Consider the following 24,534-nt stretch of genomic DNA (forward strand, 5'->3'; position numbering starts at 1 on the left):
TGTCTATTTCATGGTTATGGATTTTACATAAGGTTGCTATTATTAACCTTGTCAGAGAAAAGAATTTGGTTTTAGCTGTCACAGCATATATTAACAGTAATGAAAATGCTGAAATAAGCTGATAAATGGCTTGTTAGACAATATGCCTTGCAAGTGTGTGATACAGCAACGAAATTAAGACCAATAAAAAGTGAGGATTACACATGGAAACTTTAATATATCATATTGAAAATGGCGGGAGTACATGGCAGGAAAAAACAGTGGATGTCAGTTCTCCAATAAAGATTATGAATATAAAAATAAATATACCAAAAGAGTATGCTTTGCTTTGCTATATAATTGTAAAGGATAGTAATGGAAAGTTTAGAATGTTCAGGGAAATTGGGTATGGTCCCAGAACGCTCATAATAGGAAATGATGGGATGCATACGACAGCAGGTGGGACAGCAGGAGATATTCCTATAGGCAGATGGAAGTTTATAATATGTGCATTTAGGGAATATGTTATGCAGCGTCTTGGGAAAAACAGTTTCAATGTTAAAGTTACTATTTCTGATGACATTTCTTCAGTGAAAGAGCCGGTGGGAGAACAGGACTGGGTTGGGAACAAAGAATTTGATATTGATAAGAATTATTCGGACGAGAGCAGATGGTACAAAGGTGATTTTCATACACACACGAGATTGTCTGATGGAAAGGAGACAACGAGAAGTGCGATGAAAAAGGCAGAACAAATGGGAATGGATTTTTATATCCCGACCGAACACAATGTTTTGCACACCGGATGGACAGAAGCAAAAGTGATGGTCGTACCGGGGGTTGAGATTACGACAAGTCTGGGGCATTTTAATATATTTGGCTGTCTTGGGATGCCGGGCAGACTTACACACATTTTAAAACATGATGGTGAGGACAGGATAAGTGAGGAAGTAGAGTACACCATCAGGGAAGCAGATGAAAAGGAATGGCTTTGGAGTATAAACCATCCATTCCTGCATATATGGAAATGGACATATTTTGACCTTAAATTGAAAAATCTAAGATTGATGGAGATAATAAATGACCCGACATATGAATATGCAAAAAAAGCAAATGAAGATGCTATATCATTTATAGATTTTTTGTGGCAGCAGGGATTTAGGGTTTTCGGACTTGGGGGAAGTGATTCGCACAACCTTATAGACGAAAGGTACGAGGGGGCAGATGAGCCGAGTGTGCCGGGAGACCCTGCAACATTGGTATATATGGATGGAATGACGCCTTCTAAACTGTTGAAAGCGGTTTCAAAAGGTCATGTCATAGTTGCCAGATATATTACAATGGAAGTTTATTTTCTTTTTGAAAATAAAAAATATCTTCCCGGTGACAGGATAGAGATAACAGGCGATTCTGAATTTAAAAATGACATTGTTGCGAGTGTGACAATAAAAATAAATGAAGAAACATACGGAAAAAATATTATTCCTGAATTATATCTGATTGAAAATGGAGTAAAAAGAGAGGTCGGGCTTGAAAAGAGGGATGAACGGACATATATGGCAGATGTTGTGACAAACTGGCACACCATTGAATGGGAATGGAAAAGATTTGAGGTATTGTCGAAAGATTACGGTTTCTTAGGCTATGTAAATCCGATATTTCACGGAAGAAAAAAATCAAAACTAAAGACATTCGGTGAAGCAGTGCAGCTATGGCGAGGTCAATAAAATAAAGAAATGGGGAATTAAAAATGTTTGATAACAGTAAATTAAAAAAAATAGGAAGTGTGTGGCTTTTTGTACTTCCGGCATTTATACCTTTGATGGTGTTTTGGATTTATCCGATATTAAAATCATTATACATAAGTTTTACTGATTGGGACTATATGTCGCCTACATATAACTTCGTATTTTTAGATAACTTTATAAAGCTGTTTAAGGACAGCAGATTTTATGAAGCATTAGGTACAACTGTTTGGTTTAGTATCGGAACATTATTTCCAACGATAGCCGGCGGACTTTTACTTGCACTTCTTCTTAGAAAAACATTCAGGGGAAGCGGATTTTTCAAATTCATTCTTTTTTCGCCGTGGATAACTCCGACTGTTGCGGTGTCTATCGTGTGGACATGGATATTCAATCCCGACAGCGGACTTGCAAATGCGGTGTTAAAATTTTTTCATCTTCCTGCATTGCAATGGATAAATAGTTCAGATACGGCTCTTTTATCGGTAATAGTGGTAACGGTGTGGAAAAGTCTCGGTTATGCAATGATATTTTATCTTTCGGCACTGGAAAAAGTACCGACTGAGCTTTACGAAGCAAACGGGCTTGATGGTGCTAACGCATGGCAGCGTTTCAGAGATGTAACACTTCCCTGTATATCACCGACAACATTCTTTTTACTGATAGTGACAATGGTAAATTCATTGCAGGCTTATGACCAGATTCAGATACTTACGCAGGGAGGACCGTCAGGTTCGACAAGAACACTTCTTTATATGTATTATCAGCTCGGTTTTGAAGAATATGACATGGGACAGGCAACAGCCGTAGCAATAGTTCTTATAGCGATAACGGTACTGCTGTCGGTAGTTCAGTTTATTATTTCTAAAAAATGGGTTCATTATTGATATAGATTGTGAATTATGAAGAAGCAATGAGCCGGCAGCAGAGCGGATTGTGAATATTCGCTTGATTGCAAGGTGTTTAATGGATATTTGATTTGAAATCATAAATGAAACTTTAGAAAGCGAGAGAAAAATGCAGCAGAATATAGTAAATGAAAGTAAATATACAGGGTTTGGAACAAAAAAAACATTTTCATCAATTACAAAGATAGACAAAGACAGTATATCAGAGAGAAATCCGGCATTAGAAAAAAGCATTGAAGTCTTTAGGAATATCGGAAAGACATTCGGAAAAATGTTTATCCTTGTCATAGCAGGTATATTTACGGTATTCCCTTTTATATGGATGATACTCAGTGCATTAAAGACAAAGGCGGAGGTCATGGATGTGTCAAAATTATTTCCTGCAAATGCACAGTGGGGAAATTTTATGAGCATATTTACGGCATCGCCGATGCTTAAATACATAGGAAATAGTTTATTCGTAAGTGTTGTGGTCGTTGCGATACAGATAATAACAGGTGCAATGCTTGCTTATGCAATGGTATTTATGAGATTTAGGGGAAGAAAAATATTATTTGCGATAGTTATGGGAACTTATATGCTGCCGGCAGCGGCAACATATATACCAAGTTATATAATACTTGCAAAACTGGGACTTTTAAACAGCTACACGGGTCTGATAATCTCAGACACGATAAACATATTTGGAATATTTTTGTTAAGACAGGCATTTATGCAGGTGCCGACACCGCTTATAGAGGCGGCAAAGATGGATGGTGCGGGGAATATGAAGGTTTTGTGGAAAGTCGTAATGCCCATGACTAAATCATCATTTATAACATTTGGTCTTATGAGTTTTATAACAATGTATAACAGTTATATGTGGCCGTCACTTATAACTAACGATAAAAATATAAGTCTTGTATCGCAGGGGCTTCGCAGCTTTTTTATAGAAGGTGGAGCTTACGGTACGGAATGGCCTAAGGTTATGGCTGCAAGTGCTGTTATAGTTGTGCCGCTTTTAGTGATGTTCGCATTTACCCAGAAATGGTTTATCAATGGTATTGGTGGAGATACGGGCGTTAAAGGTTAGAAAGACACCTGCAGAACTGCTTATAGACTATGTTATATCTATGCAATTCAATTCAGTGTAATGATAGTTTTGCAGATGTCTGGAAAATAGATTATATATAAAGTAAAAAATGGAGGATTATCATGAGAAAGAAATTATTATGTATGGCGTTGATGATGAGCATGACAGTGGGGCTTCTTACGGGTTGCGGAACAAGTTCTAAGTCTGCCGTAAAGAGTGGGTCTGATTCTAAAAAGAATGGTCCGGTTGAGGTTGAGTTCTGGTATTCCGGCGGTAAGACTGCCGTGAATGTTGTTGCGGACATTGTTGATGAATTTAATAAGTCGCAGTCGGATTATAAGGTTAAGTGTGTTACTCAGGCAGATTATGATGAGACTTATCAGAAAGTTCAGGCTGGTATCGCAGGCGGTACTGCACCTGATATTGCACTTTTGGATGTAAATAGTTCAAGGACTCTTAATCAGAAGAAAGTCCTTGAAGATATAAGTGCATATACAAAGGATGATTCTGATTTTAATAAGGATGATTATATTGATGTGTTTTTAAATCAGGGTGTTGATGATGAGAATAAGACATTTGCAATCCCTGCTTATGGAACTACACAGGTACTTTATTACAATAAAAAAGCATTTAAAAATGCAGGAATTAAGCCTGAAAGCATTAAGACATGGCAGGATTTAGCAGATGCTTCTAAGAAGATTACTGAAAAAAATAAGGGCATGACAGGCTGGGAACCTATGTGGGGCAAGGACAATCTTGTTGATGCAGTGCTCAGTAATGGCGGAAGTCTTTTTAGTGATGATGGAAAGACAGTGTGTGTAAACAGTGATGCGTGGGTTGAAGTGTGGGACAGCTTTAAAAAATGGATTCACGATGATAAGATAATGAAAATTCATTCCGGCGGACAGGGATGGGAATACTGGTACACAACTATTGATGATGTTTTGCAGAATAAGGCAGGCGGTTATACCGGTTCGTCAGGAGATCAGGCAGACCTTGACTTTAGTATCGTAGGTGCAATGCAGCAGCCGGGATTTGGAAATAATGCATCAGCTCCGGCAGCAGAAGCTAAGAATCTCGTTATCCTCAAAAATTCTTCAGATGAAGAAAAGAAAGGTGCTTATGAATTTATAAAGTATTTCACTACACCTGAAAATCAGGCTAAATGGTCTATGGAAACAGGTTATGTTGCAGTTAGAAAATCAACACAGGATGTAAAAGAATTTAAGGATTATACAAAGAAAAATCCACAGGCACTCGTACCATTACAGCAGGCTTCACATGGTTCTGTACTTCCGACAGACCCTACAGGCGGAAAGATTTATGACGCACTCAAGGTAGCAGCAGATAAAGTTGAGATTGAGGGCGTATCTGCAAAAGATGCACTTGACGAGGCTCAGAAAACAGCAGAGGAAGCTATGAGTTCAGTTTCAAAATAATTTTTAGTGATTGTGAAACTAATTATTTGTTATATTTCACAATTTAATTTCAGATTATGATAGTTTGACAAATATTTTAAGTAAGTACATGGAAAGAGGGGACGAGCGGTGATTAAGGGGATTTTGTTTGACAAGGATGGTACGCTTCTTAAGTTTGACGAGTTGTGGGATGAGGCTACTAAAATGGTGATGCCAAAGTTTCTCCATAAGATAGGAATTGATGCTGATGAGGAAAATGTTTCAAGGGCGGTGAAAGCCGTTGGAAACAGCATTGCAGCAATGACCTACAGGGATATGACGAAAGCAGTCATTGAGGTTTTTGAGATAGAAGCAGATGATAAAATGTTAAGTCTTTATTCTAAACAGCTTGAAGAACTTTATTTTGAAGAAGTTACTAAAAGCACGGCAAATATCCTACCTACCGCTGACCTTGATGAATTATTTAAGTGGCTGTCGGACAGAAAGCTGATAGTGGGGCTTGCTACCGCTGATACAAAGCAGACGGCTCTTAAATGTCTTGACAGACTAGGCATCAGACATTTCTTTTCATATGTTGGCTCTGATGACGGGGTTTTAAAACCAAAACCGTCATCGGATATAATAGAAGATTTTAAAAGAAAATTTGGTATAAATTCAGAGGAGATAATGGTAGTAGGAGATACAAATACAGATATGCAGTTTGCAAAGAACGGTGGAGCATTGGCAGTTGGAGTGTTGAGTGGTGTCGGTGAAAAAGAAGAATTGAAAGAAAGTGCAGACTTTATAATCGCTGATGTGGGACAACTGATGCACGACTGGGAAAATATAAAAATACAGGAAAGCAGGTAGTTACAGTTATGGCAGAATTGTTGATGGATGGAATTGAAAAAAAATATGACGGTGGAAGTTTTGCAGTAAAAAACTTTGACTTACAGATTAAAGACAAAGAATTTGTTGTGTTTGTTGGCCCTTCAGGCTGCGGTAAATCGACGGTATTAAGAATGATAGCAGGTCTTGAAAAGGCAACGGCAGGCAGTATTTATATAGATGGAAAAGTGCTTGATAAAAAAATGGCGGCAAACGGAGATATAGCAATGGTTTTCCAAAATTATGCCCTTTATCCGCATATGTCTGTGTACGACAATATAGCATACAGTATGAAGATAAAGAAAGTACCTAAAAGACAAATAAAAGAAAATGTTGAAAAAGTCGCAAATATGCTGGGACTCAAAGAAGTTCTTAAAAGAAAACCGGGGCAGCTTTCTGGAGGTCAGAAACAGAGAGTAGCGATAGGAAAGGCACTTATCAGAACACCAAAGATATTTCTTATGGATGAACCATTGTCAAATCTTGATGCAAAGCTCAGAACTCAGATGCGTATGGAGATTAAAGAACTTTATGAACATTCAGATGCAACATTTGTCTATGTTACGCATGACCAGACAGAGGCAATGACACTTGGAACAAAGATAGTCGTATTAAACAATGGAAAAATTCAGCAGGCATCAACCCCAAAAGAACTTTATAACAAACCGGCAAACCTTTTTGTAGCACAGTTTATAGGAACCCCCCAGATGAATATCTGGAAAGCCGAGGTCATTCAGGAAAAAAGGAATGTAATGCTTTTTATCGGTGGACTTGGGAGATACAGACTGTCAGAAAAAAATGCTGAACTTTTGAGAAAAAGAGGATATTTTGATAAAGAAGTCTATGTTGGAATAAGACCTGAAGACATATTTTTACAGGTAAAGGGTATGGATGATGAGATGTTTCAGAGCAGCCTTGCAGCAAGATTAAAAGTTTATGAGCCGGATGGGGCAGTTTCATATTTGCACTTGGAAACGGCTGGCGAAAGTGATAGTATTGAAAATAAGAAAATTTCTTCAAAGGAAAATGTTGCAAAAAACTGGAATGATACGATGAAGAGTGAAAATAAATTTAATAGCAATGTAACAATACGCATTGAGGGAAATGGTGATTTCAGAGAAGGCGAGGAGTATCACTTTGGATTTGATGAGTCAAAAATTCATTTCTTTGATATAGAAACGGAAAAAGCAATAAGATGAAAAATACAAAAAAAGAAGTGCTTAGAAACTGCATACCTGCAATGGTATGTATGGTAATAAGCGGACTTAACACGATAATAGACGGTTTATTTATTGGCAGAAATATAGGTGAGGACGGACTTGCAGCAATAAATATTGCATGGCCTGTGCCAGCGTTTATCCTTGCGAGCGGTATAGGTATAGGAGTCGGATGTGGGATAAATTATGTTTCCGCACTTGGAAAAAAACATGAAAAAGAGGCAAAAGAATTTTTAAAAAATGCTTTTGTCTTTTTGGCGTGTGCAGGTATTTTATACAGTGTACTTTTTGAAATGACAGCACCGTATCTTATGAAAATACTCGGTGCAGAGGGGGAAGTGTATACGCTTGCGGTACAATATACTAGGATAATAGCGGCAGCGGCACTCTTACAGATATTTGGAGCAGGACTTGTCCCGATAGTCAGAAATCTTAATATGCCAATACAGGCTATGGCAGCGACGATAAGTGGTGTCTGTTCAAATTTTGTATTTAACACGATATTTATTTTTGTACTTCAGATGGGAATGAGAGGAGCGGCACTTGGAACGGTGCTTTCACAGGTGGTAACAAGCATTATAGCAGGTGCGATCATAAAAAAGTCAGGTGCATTAAGCAGAGAAGATGTGGAAGAAAAAAGGTCAGGATATATAAAAAAGATTTTTTTCGGTGGTATAGCTTCTTTTGGAATATCACTTCTTCCTACCTGGGTACTTGCCCTGACAAACTATCAATGTCTTTCGTATGGAGGCAGCAGGACGGTGGCTTGTTATGCGGTCATATCGTATCTTGTATATCCGGCTCAGAATATGCTCACCGGTATAGCAGACGGAGTGCAGCCGCTTTTTAGTATGTGTGCGGCAAAAGAAAATATGGAAAAGAAAGAAAAGCAGATAAAAGGTGTTGTGACAAGGCTTGTGTTATTTGTATCAATATTAGTAATGCTTTTGCTTTTTGCCGCTGCACCCGTATTTCATAAAGTTTTCTCACTAAGCAGTGAAAATTATGAACCATTTGTGCAGGGACTTAGGATAACAGCTATATCATTGTTGTTCTATGGATTAAACAGACTAAGCATAACGATAATGAACGGAAAAGGACAGCACCAGGAAGCATCAATAATAATTTATGGAGAAGCAATAATATATACACCATTTTTTTTATTTGTGCTGCCAAAACTTTTTTTAGTTACAGGAATATGGATAGAGCCGGTTGCGGCGGCTGTATTGACTGAAGCAGTATGTGTGATAGGTCAATTAAGAAAGAGTGAAAAATATGAATATACAAAAGCCGGATGAACTGAATTTGGGAAATAGCCGTATAGAAATATACGACAAAGACAATAATCTGTTAAAAGTAATAGAGCCGTATGCTGTGGAAAGCTGCATGAATCCCGGAATATTTAAAATTACGCCGATTAAAATAAAAAAAACGAAAGACAGCATTATATTTATATCGGAAAATATTAAAACTGAGATAAAAAAACAGGATATAGAAAGCGGTGATATAGAGGTGAAAGCATCTGCTTTTATACCGCAAAGGCGTAAAGCAAAGAATAACTGCACTAAATGTACTAACTGTGGCAGATGCAGCTGGTAAAAATGAGTTCTTGGCAACAGACTGATAAAGTAAGCGTCAGATTGTAAAGCAGCTTGCAAAATAGTTGAGAATAATCTTTTTTGCAAATAATTTGTCAATTTATGTTAAGTTTGTGAGCCGGCAGTAAAAAAAATTCTTGCCTGATACACTCTTTTTGCGTATAATTTAGTTTGGTGTAAAAATATTAAATTATATACAAAAGGAGAAAATCATGTGGGATAGTATTAATAAGATATTAGCTAACATTGACGATTTCGTCTGGGGAGTTCCACTTATGGCAATCATAATAACAGGTGGAATTTTGCTTACATTTCGTCTTGGATTTTTGCAGCTTCGCAGACTTGGGCTTGCATTAAAATGGATGGTTAAAAATGAAGAGGGCGGAAAAGGCGAAATATCAAGTTTTGCAGCATTGTGCACAGCACTTAGTGCAACAATAGGAACGGGTAATATAGTAGGTGTGGCAACGGCTGTTGGAGCAGGCGGACCCGGAGCACTTTTCTGGATGGTTGTAACAGCGTTGTTCGGAATGGCAACAAAGTATGCAGAGGGACTTCTGGCGGTCAAATACCGTGTGGTAGATAAAGACAATCACAGTCTTGGCGGGCCGTTTTATTATATAGAGCTTGGAATGGGTAAGAAATTCAAATGGCTTGCAAAAATATTTGCATTTTTTGGAGTCTGTGTAGGACTTTTTGGAATAGGAACATTCAGTCAGGTGAATGGAATATCAAGTGCTGTTCAGAATTTTTTTGATCCAAATAAGGCACATACGGTATCAATCCCCGGAATAGGTACATATTCATGGACGGTAGTAATTGCATCACTTATTCTTGCGTTCTGCGTTGGAGCCGTACTTATAGGTGGAATTAAGAGAATTGCAAGTGTAAGTCAGATAATAGTTCCTTTTATGGCAATAATTTATTTTATATTTGCAGTAGTGCTTGTCATATGCAATATAACAAAAATTCCTGATGCCATAGTGATAATTGTAAAAGCTGCATTTAATCCGCAGGCAGTTGCAGGCGGCGTGACGGGAAGTATGCTCGTTGCAATGCAAAAAGGTGTTGCCCGTGGTATATTCTCAAATGAGGCGGGACTTGGAAGTGCACCTATAGCGGCAGCAGCAGCTCAGACACACGAACCTGTAAGACAGGGACTTGTCAGCATGACAGGAACATTTATTGACACAATAATTATCTGTACAATGACAGGACTTTCAATCGTACTCACAGGAGCATGGAAAGTTAAGGGACTTGAGGGGGTTCAGGTGACAACATATGCGTTTAAGCAGGGTCTTCCGTTCCCGGCAGAAGTATCCGCATTTGTCTTGATGCTCTGTCTTGTATTCTTTGCTTTTACAACGATACTCGGATGGGATTATTATAGTGAGCGTTGTTTGGAATATCTTACAAATGGAAATATGAAAAAAGTAAAAGTATTCCGTTGGGTATATATACTTGCAGTATTTATCGGACCTTACATGACAGTAAGTGCGGTATGGGTAATCGCAGACATATTTAACGGACTTATGGCACTGCCAAATATGATAGCAATATTTGCGTTAAGCGGTGTTGTCGTAAAAGAAACAAGAGATTTCTTTAAAGCAAAGAAACATTTAAAATAGGGTGAGTTTTCAGTCTGCACCATTTAATAAAATATTATGATTATTTTGTAGATACTTAAAATGCAGATAATGGCAGAGCCGGTCGAATAAATATAATATATATAAGAAATATAAGAAGCTTATGTTTTAACAATAGGATGGATAGAAGTTAAGACATAAGCTTCTTTTTTGAATTTTCATTTAATCCTCATTGTGCTGTGCTATTTAGTGAAATATGCGTTAAGTAAAATGTAACAAAAAGAAATCTTAATATAATACTTGATTTTGTATAGAATTTTGAAATCTCATTAAATCTCATAAAAAGGTATATGTTCATTGTAAGAATTACACAGAAAATAAGAATACGGTATGTGAAAAATGCAGATAGAAAAAGCTGACAGTATTATGTTAATATGGCGAAAAAGCCGGAACGGCAGAAGTAGGAGAAAATTTTTTGGATGAAGCCTTTGAACTGCAAGAGCCATTTGAAAAAGATTGCATAAATTCACTGTTAGGAATAATGGTATCGTCAAACCAAGAATTATTTGACAGTATAAAGAATGGAGGGACTGGGATTATGAATGAAGTATTAAGAGAATTTTTTAAGGAAGAGATAAAGGCTGGTGAAGAACAGGCAAGAAACGAAGGAGTGCGGGAAGGACGCAAGGAAGGACGCCTTGAAGGACGCGAAGAGGGCAGGATAGAGACTTTATATACCGATTGCAATATGTCAGTGCCGGATATAGCTAAAAAGGTGTCAAAGTCAGAAGAATATGTAAGGGAGATAATTAAAAAAATATCGGCGGCATGTCTGTAAGAGCGATATTTCTTGCCAGAAAAGCAAATATTCACAGAAAAAACAGTAAATCTTAACAATGGGAACAAATATATCAAGAACCCATATTAAGATTTGCTGTTTTTATATATAAAAACGATTTCACCATAAAATACTCAAAAATCACCATTATAAAATCTATTGCCTTATAAATATTCTTTGTGCAAAATCACCAAAAACAATATAAAAATATAGAAATAAACAGTGCTATATGCAGACTAATAAACATGGTATAAACACTGTAATTATTATGGTTCTATACATTTGAATAAAATAGTTTACAAAAAGCAAAAATGAACAAAAAATGCATGATTTGTTAAAAGTTTACAAAAAATTAACATACAGTTAAAAATCTGTTGACACTAATTACTAATTTATGGTATTCTTAGGTTATCCAAAATAATGTAAAGTATTTTAGAAAAATTTAAAGGCTTTCTGGAATACTTTTTGGTTGAAATCTGGAGATAGATTAAGGACCAAGGTTGAGAAAAAAATTAAAGAATTAAAAAGATTATAGGAGGAGACATTTTATGAGAAAGACAAAACTTTTAGCAATCGCAATGGCTGCTGTTGTTGGAATGTCATCAGTTCCAGCGGTTTATCGAGATGTAGTAGTAGCACAGGCGGATGAGACTACCGGTGAAACATTTAGTTTGGATGAGCCAAATTATTTAGCTGCGTATACTGCTGGAAAGAAAGTTACAACAGATAAGCAAACTTTGAATTTTACATTTAAGACATATGAGACTGCAACATTAAATTGGGATACGCCGGTGTTGTTGGTTTATACATCTGATGATGGAATTTATGAGAGTAAAAATACAAATTATAAACATTATGCAAATGTAAGGTCTGATTGCTGGGTTGATGCTGAGGGTACAACTGAAACAGATGCATCAAAAAATATAACAATTAATAAAACATATCCAAGTGATTGGAATGAGTGGTTAAAGGCTTGTAAAGAAGAAGGAAAAGCTACTGTAGAATATCAGAAAGATTCATCTAATAAGGTTACGATTAAATATACAGTTGTTGCAGGTGATTATACAAGTGTATCAGAGTTTTCATTTATAGCTGATGAAGGAAAAGAGACATATTTTGCAGTTACAGGTGAGTTATGTACAATATCAGGACTGCCAATAGATATGAAAATGGAACTGTCAAACGAGCAGACAAGGTTGAAGTCAGTTGCAGGTACTTACTCTGACACCGACAAGACAACTACTTTCGGTCAGGTGAAATGTGACGGATGGTGGACTAATTGGAGTAATGGTGTTGAAATTACGGAAGATGCACAGAAGTTTTCTTTCAAAACAACAACAAATGAGTCTACAGATCTTAGATGGAATACACCAACAACAGTAGTGTTTACATCAGTGGATGGTGGTCTTTATAAACCGACTACTTCAAAGAATTTGTATAAAGAATATTCGGTTATAAGGTCAGATTGCTTTGTTATTACTGGAGCAGATACTGTAAATGAAACATCAGGAAGCCTTAAAACAACAGGTATTCCGACAGTTGAAACAAAAGCATACCCTGATGGTGCAAATGCAGATGAGAAAAAAGCTATTGATGATGAAAACAACGCTAAAATAACAGAAGCTTGGAAACCATGGGTTGATGCTAATAAAGCAGGTACAGAAGTAACAGGAACTGTTAAGAGAGAGGGTAATAAAGTTATCCTTACATACTTAAATAATGGTATAGGCTACACTGCTACAATTCCAGTAGAAGAGGGAAAGAAAGCATATCTTTCTTTAACAGGTGAACAGTGTACGATAGATAATCTAAAATTTGCACCTGCTCCAGCGGAGTCAACACCAGCACCAGGAACAGAGGCAACACCAGCACCGGGAACAAGTGCAACACCAGCACCGGGAACAAGTGCAGCACCAGCACCGGGAACAAGTGCAGCACCAGCACCGGGAACAAGTGCAACACCAGCACCGGGAACAAGTGCAACACCAGCACCGGGAACAAGTGCAGCACCAGCACCGGGAACAAGTGCAGCACCAGCACCGGGAACAAGTGCAACACCAGCACCGGGAACAAGTGCAACACCAGCACCGGGAACAAGTGCAGCACCAGCACCGGGAACAAGTGCAGCACCAGCACCGGGAACAAGTGCAACACCAGCACCGGGAACAAGTGCAACACCAGCACCGGGAACAAGTGCAGCACCAGCACCGGGAACAAGTGCAAAACCGGCACCAGGAACAAGCACAAAACCGGCACCGGGAACAAGTGCAACACCAGCACCGGGAACAAGTGCAAAACCGGCACCGGGAACAAGCACAGAGCCAACAGCTAAACCAACTGTAGCACCTACAAAGAAACCAAGTAATACAAAGAAACCGGCAAAGAAACTTAAGAGTGCAACAATTACTGTTAAAAATGGCAAGAAGAAAGTTTCTTCAGTGACTGTTAAGACAAAGAAGTCAGTTAAGCTTGCAGTTTCAGTAAACTCAAAAGCAAAACTTTCAGTAGCAAAACTTTCTAAGAAGAATGCTAAGATTGCAAAGGTAACATTTAAGAAAAACAAACTTACTATAAAGGGTCTTAAGAAAGGAAAAGTTTCTATTAAGATTACAAGTAAGAAGACATCTAAGTATAAGGCAGCAACAAAGAAGATTAAGGTTACTGTTAAAAAATAAAAAATTTTCAAAAAAGATATTATTTATGTACATTGAGGGGGAGTTGACATAAAGTCAGCTCCTCCTTGTGATTTCTTACATTAAAAAAATAAAGTGATATCCGGGTTAAAAGCAGATTGCAATGTATGATCTTAACATCTTGCAAAATACATTTTGAATCCAACATCACAAAAAATTGCAAAGTATTGAAAAGGAGATAAGCATATGGTAAGACATAAGATTAAAAAAGCGGTAGCTATTGCCATGTCAGCAGTGATTGCACTTACGGCAGTGCCGTATTCATCAAAGAACATTGTCCAGACTGTAAAAGCGGATGAAAAAAGCAAATTTGGTGAAAATACATCTGATATTGTCGATATTGATACAGGATTCACTAATAAATCAGGGGATGAATATTTAAGTGGTAATTTCGATGTTCGTTATACATTTACGAATAAAACTAAAGATTCATCTGCAAATTGGTTTAATTTTGCTGTTGAAATATGGGATACAAACAATGGGGAAAACAGCGGATATACTGCAAGAGCTGATAATTATGGCTGGTTTTATGGTGGTGATAAATATAACCATAATAATGATGGCTCAAAAGCGACATGGGATAATATAAATTTTGTGTGGGATGACTTTGCAAAATCTATGGAAGATGCCAGTGTTACGGTAGATATTCATAGGGCAGAAAGGTCAGTTGTATTGAAATATAATATTGTCGATAATAAAGATAATTCAAAAGTTTACTCATTGAGAAATACGATTGAATTTGGTAAGTTTGAAGATACTGTCGGAATGCATCTTACAGGAGAAAAATGTACTCTTTCAAATATTAAAGCTGTAGACATGACTGATAATACAACTGAATCATCAGAACCGACAGAGATTTTAGCTTCTGAAGTTCAGAGTAAATATAATACATATTTCAACAGCAGTAATCAGAAAAATCATGTAACAGTACATGATCCATCTGTTGTAATAGGTTATACTGATACTAAATATACGGGGAATAAAAATGTAAAAATATATGGTGTTCAGAATACTGCTAAAACAAGAAAAAAGGTTTATTTTATATTTGGTTCGCACAGAGCTTTTGCATGGTCGACCGATATGCAGAATTGGAACTATTTTCAGAATAATATAAATAATGACACGACTTGTCAGGCTTTGTTTAAAGATGCGTTCAACTGGGCTAAGCAGGGTGATGCATCATACCAGTGGGATGGAAATTTATGGGCACCTGATGTAATATGGAATCCTGATTACGTTAATTCGGACGGTTCAAAGGGAGCATGGTGTATGTATATGAGTATAAATGGTAACTCATGGAACTCAAGCATTGTACTTCTTACATCAGATGATTTGGATGGTGATTGGACAAAAAGAGGTACAGTTGTGTATTCTGGATTTACTGAGTCAGGAGTTCATGATTATAAGGATACAGACTTTGCGAATGTAGTTGGTTCGGATGAAAATGCTAAAAAGTTTATTTCAGAACACTACAAAAGGGGCTCATATAAACCTTCATACAATGATGGCAAAAATGTATGTAGTGAGACAAATTGGAATAATTATTACGGGGCACACGCTATTGACCCTTGTGTAACATATGACTCAGAAGGAAAACTTTGGATGAGTTATGGCTCATGGTCAGGTGGTATCTGGATGTTTGAACTTAGTACAAGTACAGGACTTCGTGATGCTTCGATTGGGCATACATATAAAGATAATGAGAGTGACCCTTACATGGGATATAAGCTTGCAGGTGGAAATCAGAAATCAGGAGAAGCTTCTTATATAGAAAAAATAGGAAGTAAATATTATTTATTTGTTTCATATGGTGGTTTTGCTGCAAAGGGCGGATATAATATGCGTGTTTTTGCATCAGACAAAATAAATGGTCCATATAAGGATGTGGCTGGAAATGATGCGAGATATGGTACTAGTCAGTCCGATACTACAAGCACAGATGCGGGAAATACAAACGGAGTTGTCGGTGAGCGTCTTATGTCATATTATAAGTGGAGTTATCTTGACAAAGGGCGTGTAGCAGAGGGTCATAATTCAGCGGTAGCAGATGACGATGGAAAAGCATATGTTGTTTATCATACACGATTTAATGATGGAACTGAGGGACATCAGGTAAGAGTGCATCAGTTATTTAAGGCTAAAAACGGAGGTCTTGTTGCGACACCGTTTGAGTATTCCGGCGAGACATTATCTAAGTCTGCATATAGCAATGATGAAGTAGAAGGAGAATACAAAGTTATATTACACAAACAAAAGGTTGACAATAATAACCTTGAATGTTGCAATGAAGAAACTATCAAGCTTAATAAAAATGGAACTGTTACAGGTGATTATTCAGGTTCATGGGTGCAGTCAGAAGACGGGCCATACGTGACTATCGTAGCGGGTGGAGTTGTTTATCAGGGGGTATTTATAAAACAGAAGATAGAAGGCACTGCATACGAAACAATGTGTTTTACAACCGTTGGAAATAACAATGTAACTTTCTGGGGAACAAAAGGTTATACAGATGAAGCAATAGTCATAAAAGATGCAGGAATGATGAAAGTAACTGTTCCTGAAAAAACATATGTAGACCTTTCGCTTCCTACAAACGGAGATAATGGTTCTAAGATAAGCTGGTCATCTTCTGATACATCGGTAATGTCTGATAAGGGTGAGGTTATTGATGCTTCAAAGGATGTAAAAGTGACACTGACAGCAACTATAACCTATAATAATTATTCAACAAAAAAGACATATGAAACTATTGTAACAACAGATAAAATGGCTGATAAAGATTCTGGTCTTGAAGCAAATTATACATTTGAGAATGGACTTAGAAATGAAGCTGATACGACTCAGACAGGTACAGCGAAAAAACGCGGTTCAGGAACTACTCCTACTATTGAATATAATAAGGACAGAAGCGGAAATGTATTAAACCAGGGATTTGGTGCTAATGGAAATGAAAGTTATACAGAATTTAGTAATCCGTTAAAAGGAAAAACATTAAGTGGAGTGACTGTTTCACAGTGGGTAAATTGTCCGAGTGAAGATTTGTGGGATGCACTCTGGAGCTTTTATGATACTGATTCATCTGATTCAAAAGACGGCAGAGTATTTTTTACTCCGAATGCATATCTTGGATATAACGGAACGGTGAATGGAATCAATAAGTGGTTTGATTTTAATAGGGCTGACAAAACTACAGGGAATATTTCGACAAATCAGTGGCACTATGTAACAGTATCACTTGGAAAGAGTAATTTTGGAATATATGTTGATGGAAAGTTTGTATGCGATAAATCTAAATATACATTATATGCAGGTTCATCATATGCAGATGCTGCCGAGGATATGCTTAGTGTCATTTCATCATCAGATAAGTTTTATCTTGGACACGGCTCTTTCTGGGGTTCGGCTCCGGCATATATGGATAATGTACGAATTTACAGCAGGGCATTGAATATAGGTGATGTTGCAGCATTATATAATTCAGAAAAGGAAGAACTTGTCAATTCAAAAAATGCTGAGCAGATTCAGGAAAAAGCCATGCAGCAGCAGAGTATATTCTTCAAGAATTATAATGCAGATACGGATGCAAAGACGGCAGGATGGACATCAACAAGTGCACAGAACTCGCTTACATTAGCAGGTGAGAGTGACGATGCATATAAGGGGTATGTGCAGTTTGCACCGGGAGCACAGAACTCAAGAAGTGCATACACTTCATTTGGAAATGTTACATTGCCTGACAAATATGTAGTTGAGTTTGATACAAAGCTTACGGCTGGAAATGGTCAGGCTTCGCAGATGGCATTGGCTGCGTCAGATTATAATAAGACAAATAGTGCGTTGGCAAATACTTCATATCTGTGGAGTTTAGACACAACAAATTCCACAAATTGGAAGATTTCATCAGGAAGTACGGCTTCAACAGCAAAGACAGATACAGTAACTATTGCAAAGAATACATGGACACATTTTAAGACGACTGTTGATAAGACCAACAAAAAGGTCACATTAGATATAAAGGATGCATCAGGAAAGACACTTAAGACAATGGATATTGCAATGAGCAGTATCTCAGATGTGAAAGGATTATGGTATCTGAGTGGAAGATATCAGGGTGTTGCAGGATTTGATAATGTCCGTATCTATGAAGCAGCTGCAAGCCAAAAATATTCAGTATGTTACAGTCCTAATCATGTAGCAGCAGGAACGACTATAGAAACACAGGAATTTACTGTTGATGAGTCGCAGAAGCTCAAAAAGAATGAATTTACTCGCGACGGATATGAATTTATCGGATGGTCTAAAACTCCTGATGGAGCAGTTGACTATAAGGATGAGCAGAGTGTAAAAAATCTTGCAGAAGCAACAGAGGCGGTTGTATTGTATGCGGTTTGGAAAGAAGATTCATATACTGTAAAATACAATGCAAATGGAGCTGCGGGAGAGGAGATTTTACAGTATGGAAAACCAGGCTGTGGAATACGACTTATAGAAAACACATATGTTCGCAGCGGTTACAAGTTTAGCGGATGGGCAACAACAAAAGATGGAATTGTCTTATACAAAAATGCACAGGAAATTTTAACAGACCTTGCAGAAAAAAATCAGACAGTTATATTGTATGCGGTATGGGAGGATACGCATCGGTTTACAATTAAGTTTAACTCAAATGGCGGAAGTGGCTCAATGTCGAATCAGATAGCATTAAATAATACTAAGTTCAAACTTAGTAAGTGTAGATTTTCAAGAACCGGATATACATTTGCAGGCTGGGCAGAAACAGCAAATGGAACAGTTATATATAATGATGAACAAAGCATTGATAAGAAGCTTGCGGAGACAGGTGGAACTATAAGTTTATATGCCGTGTGGACAAAAAATCCGGTTTCAACACCTACCCCTACTCCAACAGTAACCCCGACGGTTACTCCATCGCAGAAACCGACTTCAAGTCAGACTCCTGCACCAGGTTCGTCGGCAACAACAAAACCGACAGATGTGCCAAGTCAGACTCCGACAGTAAAACCGACAGAAGTACCTACACAGAAACCAACGACAAACCCATCGGCAAAGCCGACGGTTTCACCAAGCAATGAACCGGCTGCTACACCATCAGTATCACCAAGTACAGAGCCTGTACAGACTCCGACGGTGGCACCGTCAAAGAAACCGGCAACAAAGAAACCGGCAACAAAGAAGCTTAAGAGTGCAGCCATTACGGTTAAGAAAGGAAAGAAGAAAGTATCTTCCGTAACCGTTAAGAGAAAGAAAACTGTTAAACTTTCAGTTTCAGTGAACTCAAAAGCAAAACTTTCAATGGCAAAACTTTCAAAGAAGTATGCAAAGATTGTTAAAGTTAAATTTAAGAAGAATAAACTCACGATAAAAGCACTTAAGAAAAAGGGAAAGGTTTCCATTAAGATAACAAGTAAAAAGACTTCTAAGTATAAGGCGGCGGCTAAGACGATTAAAGTTACCGTTAAATAGCAAAATTTTATAAAACTTGTTTTGGAACTAAAAATCCAATAAAGTAACAGCGATAATAAATGTTATTGTTTGGTAAAAGTTCCAATATAAAAATATGACAGGCAATACAATGAACAAGTTCATTGTATTGCCTGTTTTGCCATTTTTATCTGAATTGTCGTAACAGTTCAGCCTTGCATTTCTTACATTCATAAACCTGCCAGCGAGCTGTCAGTCGCTGCTTTGCAGCTTATGTTTACTCATTTCAGAAATGAAAGGCTATTCCGCCCAAAAAAACAAGCCAATAATACATCGAGCAAGCTCGTGTATTATTGACTTATCTTTTTTTGGCTGAACTGTTACGAATTGTCAGTCAGATTGTGATTTATAATGGACTTTATGTTTTTTTTGTGTTAAATTATATGATACAGGGGTCTGGAACAGATAGTGCTATGCTCTGCATAAAGATTGCTGTCAATATCATTATGAAATGATACTATTATCCGGAGGTGGCAGGCGAATGCTTAGAAAACCATCAGCAAGACGTGCGCTTGCTTCATATATAGACAGTCAGGAAAGAGTTGACATAAAAGTAATCATGATTCTTTTCATGCTGAATGTATTTGGAATTATCATGATATACAGTGCATCAAGCTATAATTGCAGTCTGAGTCCAAAATACAATTACGATGGTATGTATTTTGCAAAGAAGCAGATATTTAATGTTGTTCTGGGATTTGGTGTTATGCTTGTCATACGCTTGTGTAATTATAATCAATTATATATTTATCGTTTTTCAAAATCTCATTTGTTTAAGAATATAAAAGCTTTAAAAAATAAAAAAATATCTTTATCATGGCTTATATATATCATGTCGATAGTTGTGACTCTTACATTATTTTCACCGCTTAAAGTTGCGGCAAAGGGTGCAGTTAGATGGATAAAGATAGGACCGCTTTCACTGCAGGTTGCTGAGGTATCAAAGATACTCATTATTCTGTGGGTCGCAGCAATGATATCAAAATATATCAATCACAGAAACAAAATAAGAGTGTTGTTATTTATATGGATTCCGTCAATGCTTTCGGTACTTTTTTTATTTAAAGTCAGTTCCAATCTTTCCTCAGCCATTATAATCGGCGGTATAATTTTCGGAATGACTTTTATTATGACTCCATTTTGGAAGATACATATTGGAGTTGTTGCAGCCGGAGGTGTCGGTGTATATTATTATATAAATCACCTTAGAAATCTTATCAAATTGAATGTAAATCCCAAGGATTACAGTTTCAGAACCAGGCGTTTTTTGGGATGGCTTGCACCGCTTAAATATGCGGATGATGAGAGTTATCAGTCCCTCCAGGCACTCTATGCGGTTGCATCAGGAGGATTTTCCGGAAAAGGACTTGGAAACAGTGTCCAGAAGCTTTCTAAAATTCCTGAGGCACAGAACGATATGATATTTGCCGTTATATGTGAAGAACTTGGGATACTTGGTGCAGGGATACTGATAATGATGTTTATATACCTTATTTATCAGTTGTTTAAGATAGCAGGGAGAGCAGAAACGGTATTTGGTCGTGCTATGGTTGCAGGCATTGCGATACATATAGCACTCCAGGTTGTTGTAAATATATTTGTCGTTCTTATGATAATACCAAACACAGGCGTATCACTGCCATTTATAAGTTATGGAGGTTCAGCAGTTGTATTTACGATGGCGGAGATGGGACTCGCTCTTGCAGTAGACAGGGAGCATTTCAAAGCTAAAGTAAAGAGAAAAGCAAAGCAGATAATAGAAGAAAAAGAACTTGCAGAGTGAAATAAATTATGATAAACTAAATTTAGTTATATGACTGACGGAAGTGGAAGTGACCACAGGGAGTATAACAGTTTGACAGCCGACCGTCTGGGCAGAAAAGTTCCCGGAAGTGTCGGTTTTTTTTTCATTAGGCATTTGCGAAACTATCATAAAACTTCATTAAATTGTGCAGGTATAACAAATAGTGTTAGTCGGCATTTTTGTCGTCGTCAGCACTTAATCAGCGTTTTTTGCTGATTTATGTACTGTTACGAACGACAACATAGCGAAAGCGTGCCGACGATATTATTTGTTATATCTGTGCAATTAACACAACCTATAATTAGTTTCGCAATCACCTATATATTTCATTTACGAAAGGAGATATTTAATGAACGAAATTCAGTTAAAATACGGATGCAATCCAAATCAGAAACCAGCAAGAGTATTTATGAAAGATGGAAGTGACTTGCCTTTTGAGGTTTTAAACGGAAAGCCGGGATATATAAATCTTCTGGATGCTTTTAACAGCTGGCAGCTTGTTAAGGAGGTAAAAGAGGCTACAGGTCATGTCGCAGCAGCTTCATTTAAGCATGTAAGTCCTGCCGGAGCCGCTATAGATGTACCTCTTACGGACACTATGAAAAAGGTTTATTTCGTAGATGATGATATAGAACTTACTCCTATGGCGACAGCTTACATCAGAGCAAGAGGAGCTGACAGAATGTCATCTTTCGGTGATTTTGTGGCACTCTCAGATGAGTGTGACGAAGCAACGGCAAAATATCTTAAGTCGCTTGTTTCAGATGGCATCATTGCACCGTCATATTCGGACGAAGCACTTGAGATACTTAAGGGCAAAAAGCGTGGAAATTACTGTGTTATCAAGATTGACCCTGATTATGAAGCAGCACCGCTTGAGACAAAAGATGTATTCGGAATCACATTTGAGCAGGGACACAACACGGTCAAGACAACAAAGGAACTTTTTGCAAATATTGTAACTGAGAAGAAAGAACTCTCAGAAGATGCATTAAATGATATGATAATTGCAAATATCGTACTTAAATATACACAGTCAAATTCAGTATGTTATGTAAAAGACGGACAGGCAATCGGTATTGGTGCAGGACAGCAGTCGCGCATCCATTGTACAAGACTTGCAGGGGATAAAGCAGACAAGTGGTTCTTACGCCAGTCACCAAAAGCACTTAATCTTCCTTTTAAGGATGACATCAGAAAACCTGACAGGGATAATACTATAGATGTATATCTTTCAGATGAATATATGGATGTTCTTGCAGACGGCAAATGGGAGCAGTTCTTCACAGAGAAGCCTGAACCTATGACAAGAGAGGAACGTGCGGAGTGGATTAAAAATCTTGACGGAGTTACACTCGGTTCAGATGCGTTTATCCCATTCAGTGACAACATCGAGCGTGCAAACAAGAGTGGTGTCAAGTATGTTGCACAGGCAGGCGGCTCAAAGAATGACCAGTCTGTAATTGATGCCTGCAACGAATTTGGAATACTCATGGCATTCACCGGACTTAGATTATTCCATCACTAAGATGTAACAATCGTAAAAAAATTCATCTCGAATTTTTCGTTCAGAAGATTTCGAGAGTACATTACGGAAAAAACGGAGGTTTTTATGGAAAAAGTATCTTTAAATAATGAACTCGCTTCAAATACATATCCGGGTAGAGGCATTGTTGTCGGAAAGACTGCTGACGGAAAGCACGCAGCAATCGCATATTTTATCATGGGCAGAAGTGAAAACAGCAGAAACAGGGTATTTGTGACAGATGGCGACGGAATACGCACACAGGCTTTTGACCCGTCAAAGCTTACAGACCCAAGTCTTATAATATACGCACCTGTCCGTGTTCTTGGCAATGACACAATAGTTACAAACGGTGACCAGACAGATACGGTATATGAGCTTATGCAGGATGGTTCTACATTTGAACAGTCACTCTGCACAAGAGAGTTTGAGCCTGATGAGCCAAACTTCACACCTAGGATTTCAGCTATACTTCATGTGGAAGACGGCGGATTTGACTATTCAATGTCTATCCTTAAAAGCAATAACGGAAATCCTGACTGCTGCAACAGATTTACATTTGACTATGAAAATCCGGTCGCAGGCGAGGGAAGATTTATCCATACATATATGCATGATGGAAATCCTCTTCCAAGTTTTGAGGGAGAGCCAAAGCTTGTTGAGATACCAAATGATATGGACGAGTTTGGCGAGCTTGTATGGAACAGCTTAAATGAAGATAATAAGGTATCGCTTTTTATCAGATTTATAAACATTGAAGACGGAACATTTGAGAGTAAGATTTATAATAAGAATAAATAAGCGTTGTTTGATTTTATTAGTTCAATGATTATGAATTGCAATTTTATATAAGAAAATTTAAGTCTGAGTTTAACCGCTCAGACTATTTTCTTTTTAAAATGAGAAGTAATATTTCAAGAATTAAGAGATTGTTCTTATCTCATTTCTAAATGTAGTGACGGGAAAGAGGAAAGAGTTGTAAAACACATGAGTTGTATATTGGATGATGAATATAGATTTTCACATCAGGCAGAATAAAGATATAAGTTGCTATTTATATCGGAAATGATTATACTGATATTACAATGAAAGTAAGGGATTTCTTACAGTGAAGGGAGGAAGAAAGATGGATTTAGCAAAAGTTACATCTAAGGGGCAGGTAACAATTCCTATTGATATTCGTAAAAAGCTTGGTCTGAAAAATGGTGATAAAGTGTTGTTTGTTGAAGAAGCAGGAAGAATATATATGATAAATTCATCAATGGATGCTTTCAGAGAAGCTCAGATGGAATTTGCGGGTGAAGCTGACAGAGTAGGACTTAGAGATGATGAAGATGTTGTAAATATGATTAAAGAATTGAGGAAAGAGGGTGTTGTGGACAGATGAGAATTATGCTTGATACAAATGTGATTATATCAGCATTATTATTTCCGAGTAAAAGAATGAATGATATGATGGATTATATTTTTACACAACATCAGCTCGTTTTATCTTCTTATGTAGTTGAAGAACTAAAAAGCGTTGTAAAACGCAAGTTTCCTGCTAAGGAATATGCGATAGAAAAGTTACTCATGGTAATGAGCTATGAATATGTTTATACACCTAAGAAAATGGATGAAACTCTTTTTAATATAAGAGACTGTAAAGACTATCCGGTTTTATATACGGCAATAATAGAGGATGTGGATATATTGATTACGGGAGACAAGGATTTTTCTGATGTAAATATAGAAAAACCAGAGATAATTACTCCCGGAGAGTTTATCGAAAAATATATTTAG

At 37.3% G+C, this 24,534-nt stretch carries 17 protein-coding genes and 1 riboswitch; all 17 genes read left to right on the forward strand.

The genetic code is table 11. The features are described 5' to 3' along the window. Window positions 1-203: 203 nt before the first annotated feature. The 17 genes from DW721_RS05790 to DW721_RS05870 all read left to right on the forward strand — a co-directional run bounded on the left by DW721_RS05790 (window position 204) and on the right by DW721_RS05870 (window position 24,534). Complete coding sequence (locus DW721_RS05790) at window positions 204-1,706, forward strand: CehA/McbA family metallohydrolase (protein ID WP_118745142.1); 1,503 nt, start codon at window positions 204-206, stop codon at window positions 1,704-1,706. A gap of 23 nt (window positions 1,707-1,729) precedes the next feature. Beyond that, on the forward strand, window positions 1,730-2,611 hold the full coding sequence (locus tag DW721_RS05795) for a sugar ABC transporter permease (protein WP_118745143.1): 882 nt from the start codon (window positions 1,730-1,732) through the stop codon (window positions 2,609-2,611). 130 nt (window positions 2,612-2,741) lie between these two features. After that, window positions 2,742-3,704 (forward strand): carbohydrate ABC transporter permease, encoded by a 963-nt coding sequence (locus tag DW721_RS05800; protein ID WP_207665614.1) that lies wholly within the window; start codon window positions 2,742-2,744, stop codon window positions 3,702-3,704. A gap of 122 nt (window positions 3,705-3,826) precedes the next feature. Continuing rightward, window positions 3,827-5,143 carry an ABC transporter substrate-binding protein gene (locus DW721_RS05805; RefSeq protein WP_118745144.1) on the forward strand — a complete coding sequence of 439 codons (1,317 nt, stop codon included), beginning with the start codon at window positions 3,827-3,829 and terminating at the stop codon, window positions 5,141-5,143. Between the two features lie 108 nt (window positions 5,144-5,251). Then, window positions 5,252-5,971, forward strand: coding sequence for an HAD family hydrolase (locus DW721_RS05810; RefSeq protein ID WP_118745145.1), 720 nt, complete (start codon window positions 5,252-5,254; stop codon window positions 5,969-5,971). 8 nt (window positions 5,972-5,979) lie between these two features. Beyond that, complete coding sequence (locus DW721_RS05815) at window positions 5,980-7,188, forward strand: ABC transporter ATP-binding protein (RefSeq protein ID WP_118745146.1); 1,209 nt, start codon at window positions 5,980-5,982, stop codon at window positions 7,186-7,188. Further along, window positions 7,185-8,504 carry an MATE family efflux transporter gene (locus DW721_RS05820; protein ID WP_118745147.1) on the forward strand — a complete coding sequence of 440 codons (1,320 nt, stop codon included), beginning with the start codon at window positions 7,185-7,187 and terminating at the stop codon, window positions 8,502-8,504. Before DW721_RS05815 ends, DW721_RS05820 begins: the two co-directional genes overlap by 4 nt. Beyond that, a complete protein-coding gene (locus DW721_RS05825; RefSeq protein WP_118745148.1) occupies window positions 8,482-8,805 on the forward strand; it encodes a hypothetical protein in 324 nt (107 codons plus the stop codon). Before DW721_RS05820 ends, DW721_RS05825 begins: the two co-directional genes overlap by 23 nt. A gap of 211 nt (window positions 8,806-9,016) precedes the next feature. After that, the gene (locus DW721_RS05830; protein ID WP_118745149.1) at window positions 9,017-10,432 is read left to right on the forward strand and encodes an alanine/glycine:cation symporter family protein; all 1,416 of its coding nucleotides are present in this window, start codon (window positions 9,017-9,019) and stop codon (window positions 10,430-10,432) included. Window positions 10,433-10,865: 433 nt separating this feature from the next. Further along, window positions 10,866-11,228 carry a hypothetical protein gene (locus DW721_RS05835; protein WP_118745150.1) on the forward strand — a complete coding sequence of 121 codons (363 nt, stop codon included), beginning with the start codon at window positions 10,866-10,868 and terminating at the stop codon, window positions 11,226-11,228. A 548-nt stretch (window positions 11,229-11,776) separates the two neighbouring features. Further along, window positions 11,777-13,903, forward strand: a complete 2,127-nt coding sequence (locus DW721_RS05840; RefSeq protein ID WP_182436228.1) for a hypothetical protein — start codon at window positions 11,777-11,779, stop codon at window positions 13,901-13,903. A gap of 204 nt (window positions 13,904-14,107) precedes the next feature. Next, window positions 14,108-19,405, forward strand: coding sequence for a glycoside hydrolase family 43 C-terminal domain-containing protein (locus DW721_RS05845; RefSeq protein ID WP_118745151.1), 5,298 nt, complete (start codon window positions 14,108-14,110; stop codon window positions 19,403-19,405). Between the two features lie 499 nt (window positions 19,406-19,904). Next, complete coding sequence (locus DW721_RS05850) at window positions 19,905-21,206, forward strand: FtsW/RodA/SpoVE family cell cycle protein (protein WP_182431515.1); 1,302 nt, start codon at window positions 19,905-19,907, stop codon at window positions 21,204-21,206. A gap of 20 nt (window positions 21,207-21,226) precedes the next feature. Then, window positions 21,227-21,306: riboswitch (ZMP/ZTP riboswitch) on the forward strand. 270 nt (window positions 21,307-21,576) lie between these two features. Further along, on the forward strand, window positions 21,577-22,755 hold the full coding sequence (locus DW721_RS05855) for a phosphoribosylaminoimidazolecarboxamide formyltransferase (protein ID WP_118745152.1): 1,179 nt from the start codon (window positions 21,577-21,579) through the stop codon (window positions 22,753-22,755). An 84-nt stretch (window positions 22,756-22,839) separates the two neighbouring features. Continuing rightward, a complete protein-coding gene (locus DW721_RS05860; RefSeq protein ID WP_022015039.1) occupies window positions 22,840-23,553 on the forward strand; it encodes an IMP cyclohydrolase in 714 nt (237 codons plus the stop codon). Window positions 23,554-23,878: 325 nt separating this feature from the next. Further along, on the forward strand, window positions 23,879-24,139 hold the full coding sequence (locus DW721_RS05865; RefSeq protein ID WP_118500037.1) for an AbrB/MazE/SpoVT family DNA-binding domain-containing protein: 261 nt from the start codon (window positions 23,879-23,881) through the stop codon (window positions 24,137-24,139). Continuing rightward, on the forward strand, window positions 24,136-24,534 hold the full coding sequence (locus DW721_RS05870) for a putative toxin-antitoxin system toxin component, PIN family (protein ID WP_055945728.1): 399 nt from the start codon (window positions 24,136-24,138) through the stop codon (window positions 24,532-24,534). Before DW721_RS05865 ends, DW721_RS05870 begins: the two co-directional genes overlap by 4 nt.

Origin of the sequence: Clostridium sp. AM27-31LB (assembly GCF_003480745.1) — a bacterium.
GTDB classification, from domain to species: domain Bacteria; phylum Bacillota; class Clostridia; order Lachnospirales; family Lachnospiraceae; genus Butyribacter; species Butyribacter intestini.

Excerpts from the sequence above, each read along its gene's own strand:
- DW721_RS05790 (WP_118745142.1), top strand. The coding sequence starts at position 204 with ATGGAAACTTTAATATATCATATTGAAAATGGCGGGAGTACATGGCAG.
- DW721_RS05795 (WP_118745143.1), top strand. The coding sequence starts at position 1,730 with ATGTTTGATAACAGTAAATTAAAAAAAATAGGAAGTGTGTGGCTTTTT.
- DW721_RS05800 (WP_207665614.1), top strand. The coding sequence starts at position 2,742 with ATGCAGCAGAATATAGTAAATGAAAGTAAATATACAGGGTTTGGAACA.
- DW721_RS05805 (WP_118745144.1), top strand. The coding sequence starts at position 3,827 with ATGAGAAAGAAATTATTATGTATGGCGTTGATGATGAGCATGACAGTG.
- DW721_RS05815 (WP_118745146.1), top strand. The coding sequence starts at position 5,980 with ATGGCAGAATTGTTGATGGATGGAATTGAAAAAAAATATGACGGTGGA.
- DW721_RS05820 (WP_118745147.1), top strand. The coding sequence starts at position 7,185 with ATGAAAAATACAAAAAAAGAAGTGCTTAGAAACTGCATACCTGCAATG.
- DW721_RS05825 (WP_118745148.1), top strand. The coding sequence starts at position 8,482 with ATGAATATACAAAAGCCGGATGAACTGAATTTGGGAAATAGCCGTATA.
- DW721_RS05830 (WP_118745149.1), top strand. The coding sequence starts at position 9,017 with ATGTGGGATAGTATTAATAAGATATTAGCTAACATTGACGATTTCGTC.
- DW721_RS05840 (WP_182436228.1), top strand. The coding sequence starts at position 11,777 with ATGAGAAAGACAAAACTTTTAGCAATCGCAATGGCTGCTGTTGTTGGA.
- DW721_RS05845 (WP_118745151.1), top strand. The coding sequence starts at position 14,108 with ATGGTAAGACATAAGATTAAAAAAGCGGTAGCTATTGCCATGTCAGCA.
- DW721_RS05850 (WP_182431515.1), top strand. The coding sequence starts at position 19,905 with ATGCTTAGAAAACCATCAGCAAGACGTGCGCTTGCTTCATATATAGAC.
- DW721_RS05855 (WP_118745152.1), top strand. The coding sequence starts at position 21,577 with ATGAACGAAATTCAGTTAAAATACGGATGCAATCCAAATCAGAAACCA.
- DW721_RS05860 (WP_022015039.1), top strand. The coding sequence starts at position 22,840 with ATGGAAAAAGTATCTTTAAATAATGAACTCGCTTCAAATACATATCCG.
- DW721_RS05865 (WP_118500037.1), top strand. The coding sequence starts at position 23,879 with ATGGATTTAGCAAAAGTTACATCTAAGGGGCAGGTAACAATTCCTATT.
- DW721_RS05870 (WP_055945728.1), top strand. The coding sequence starts at position 24,136 with ATGAGAATTATGCTTGATACAAATGTGATTATATCAGCATTATTATTT.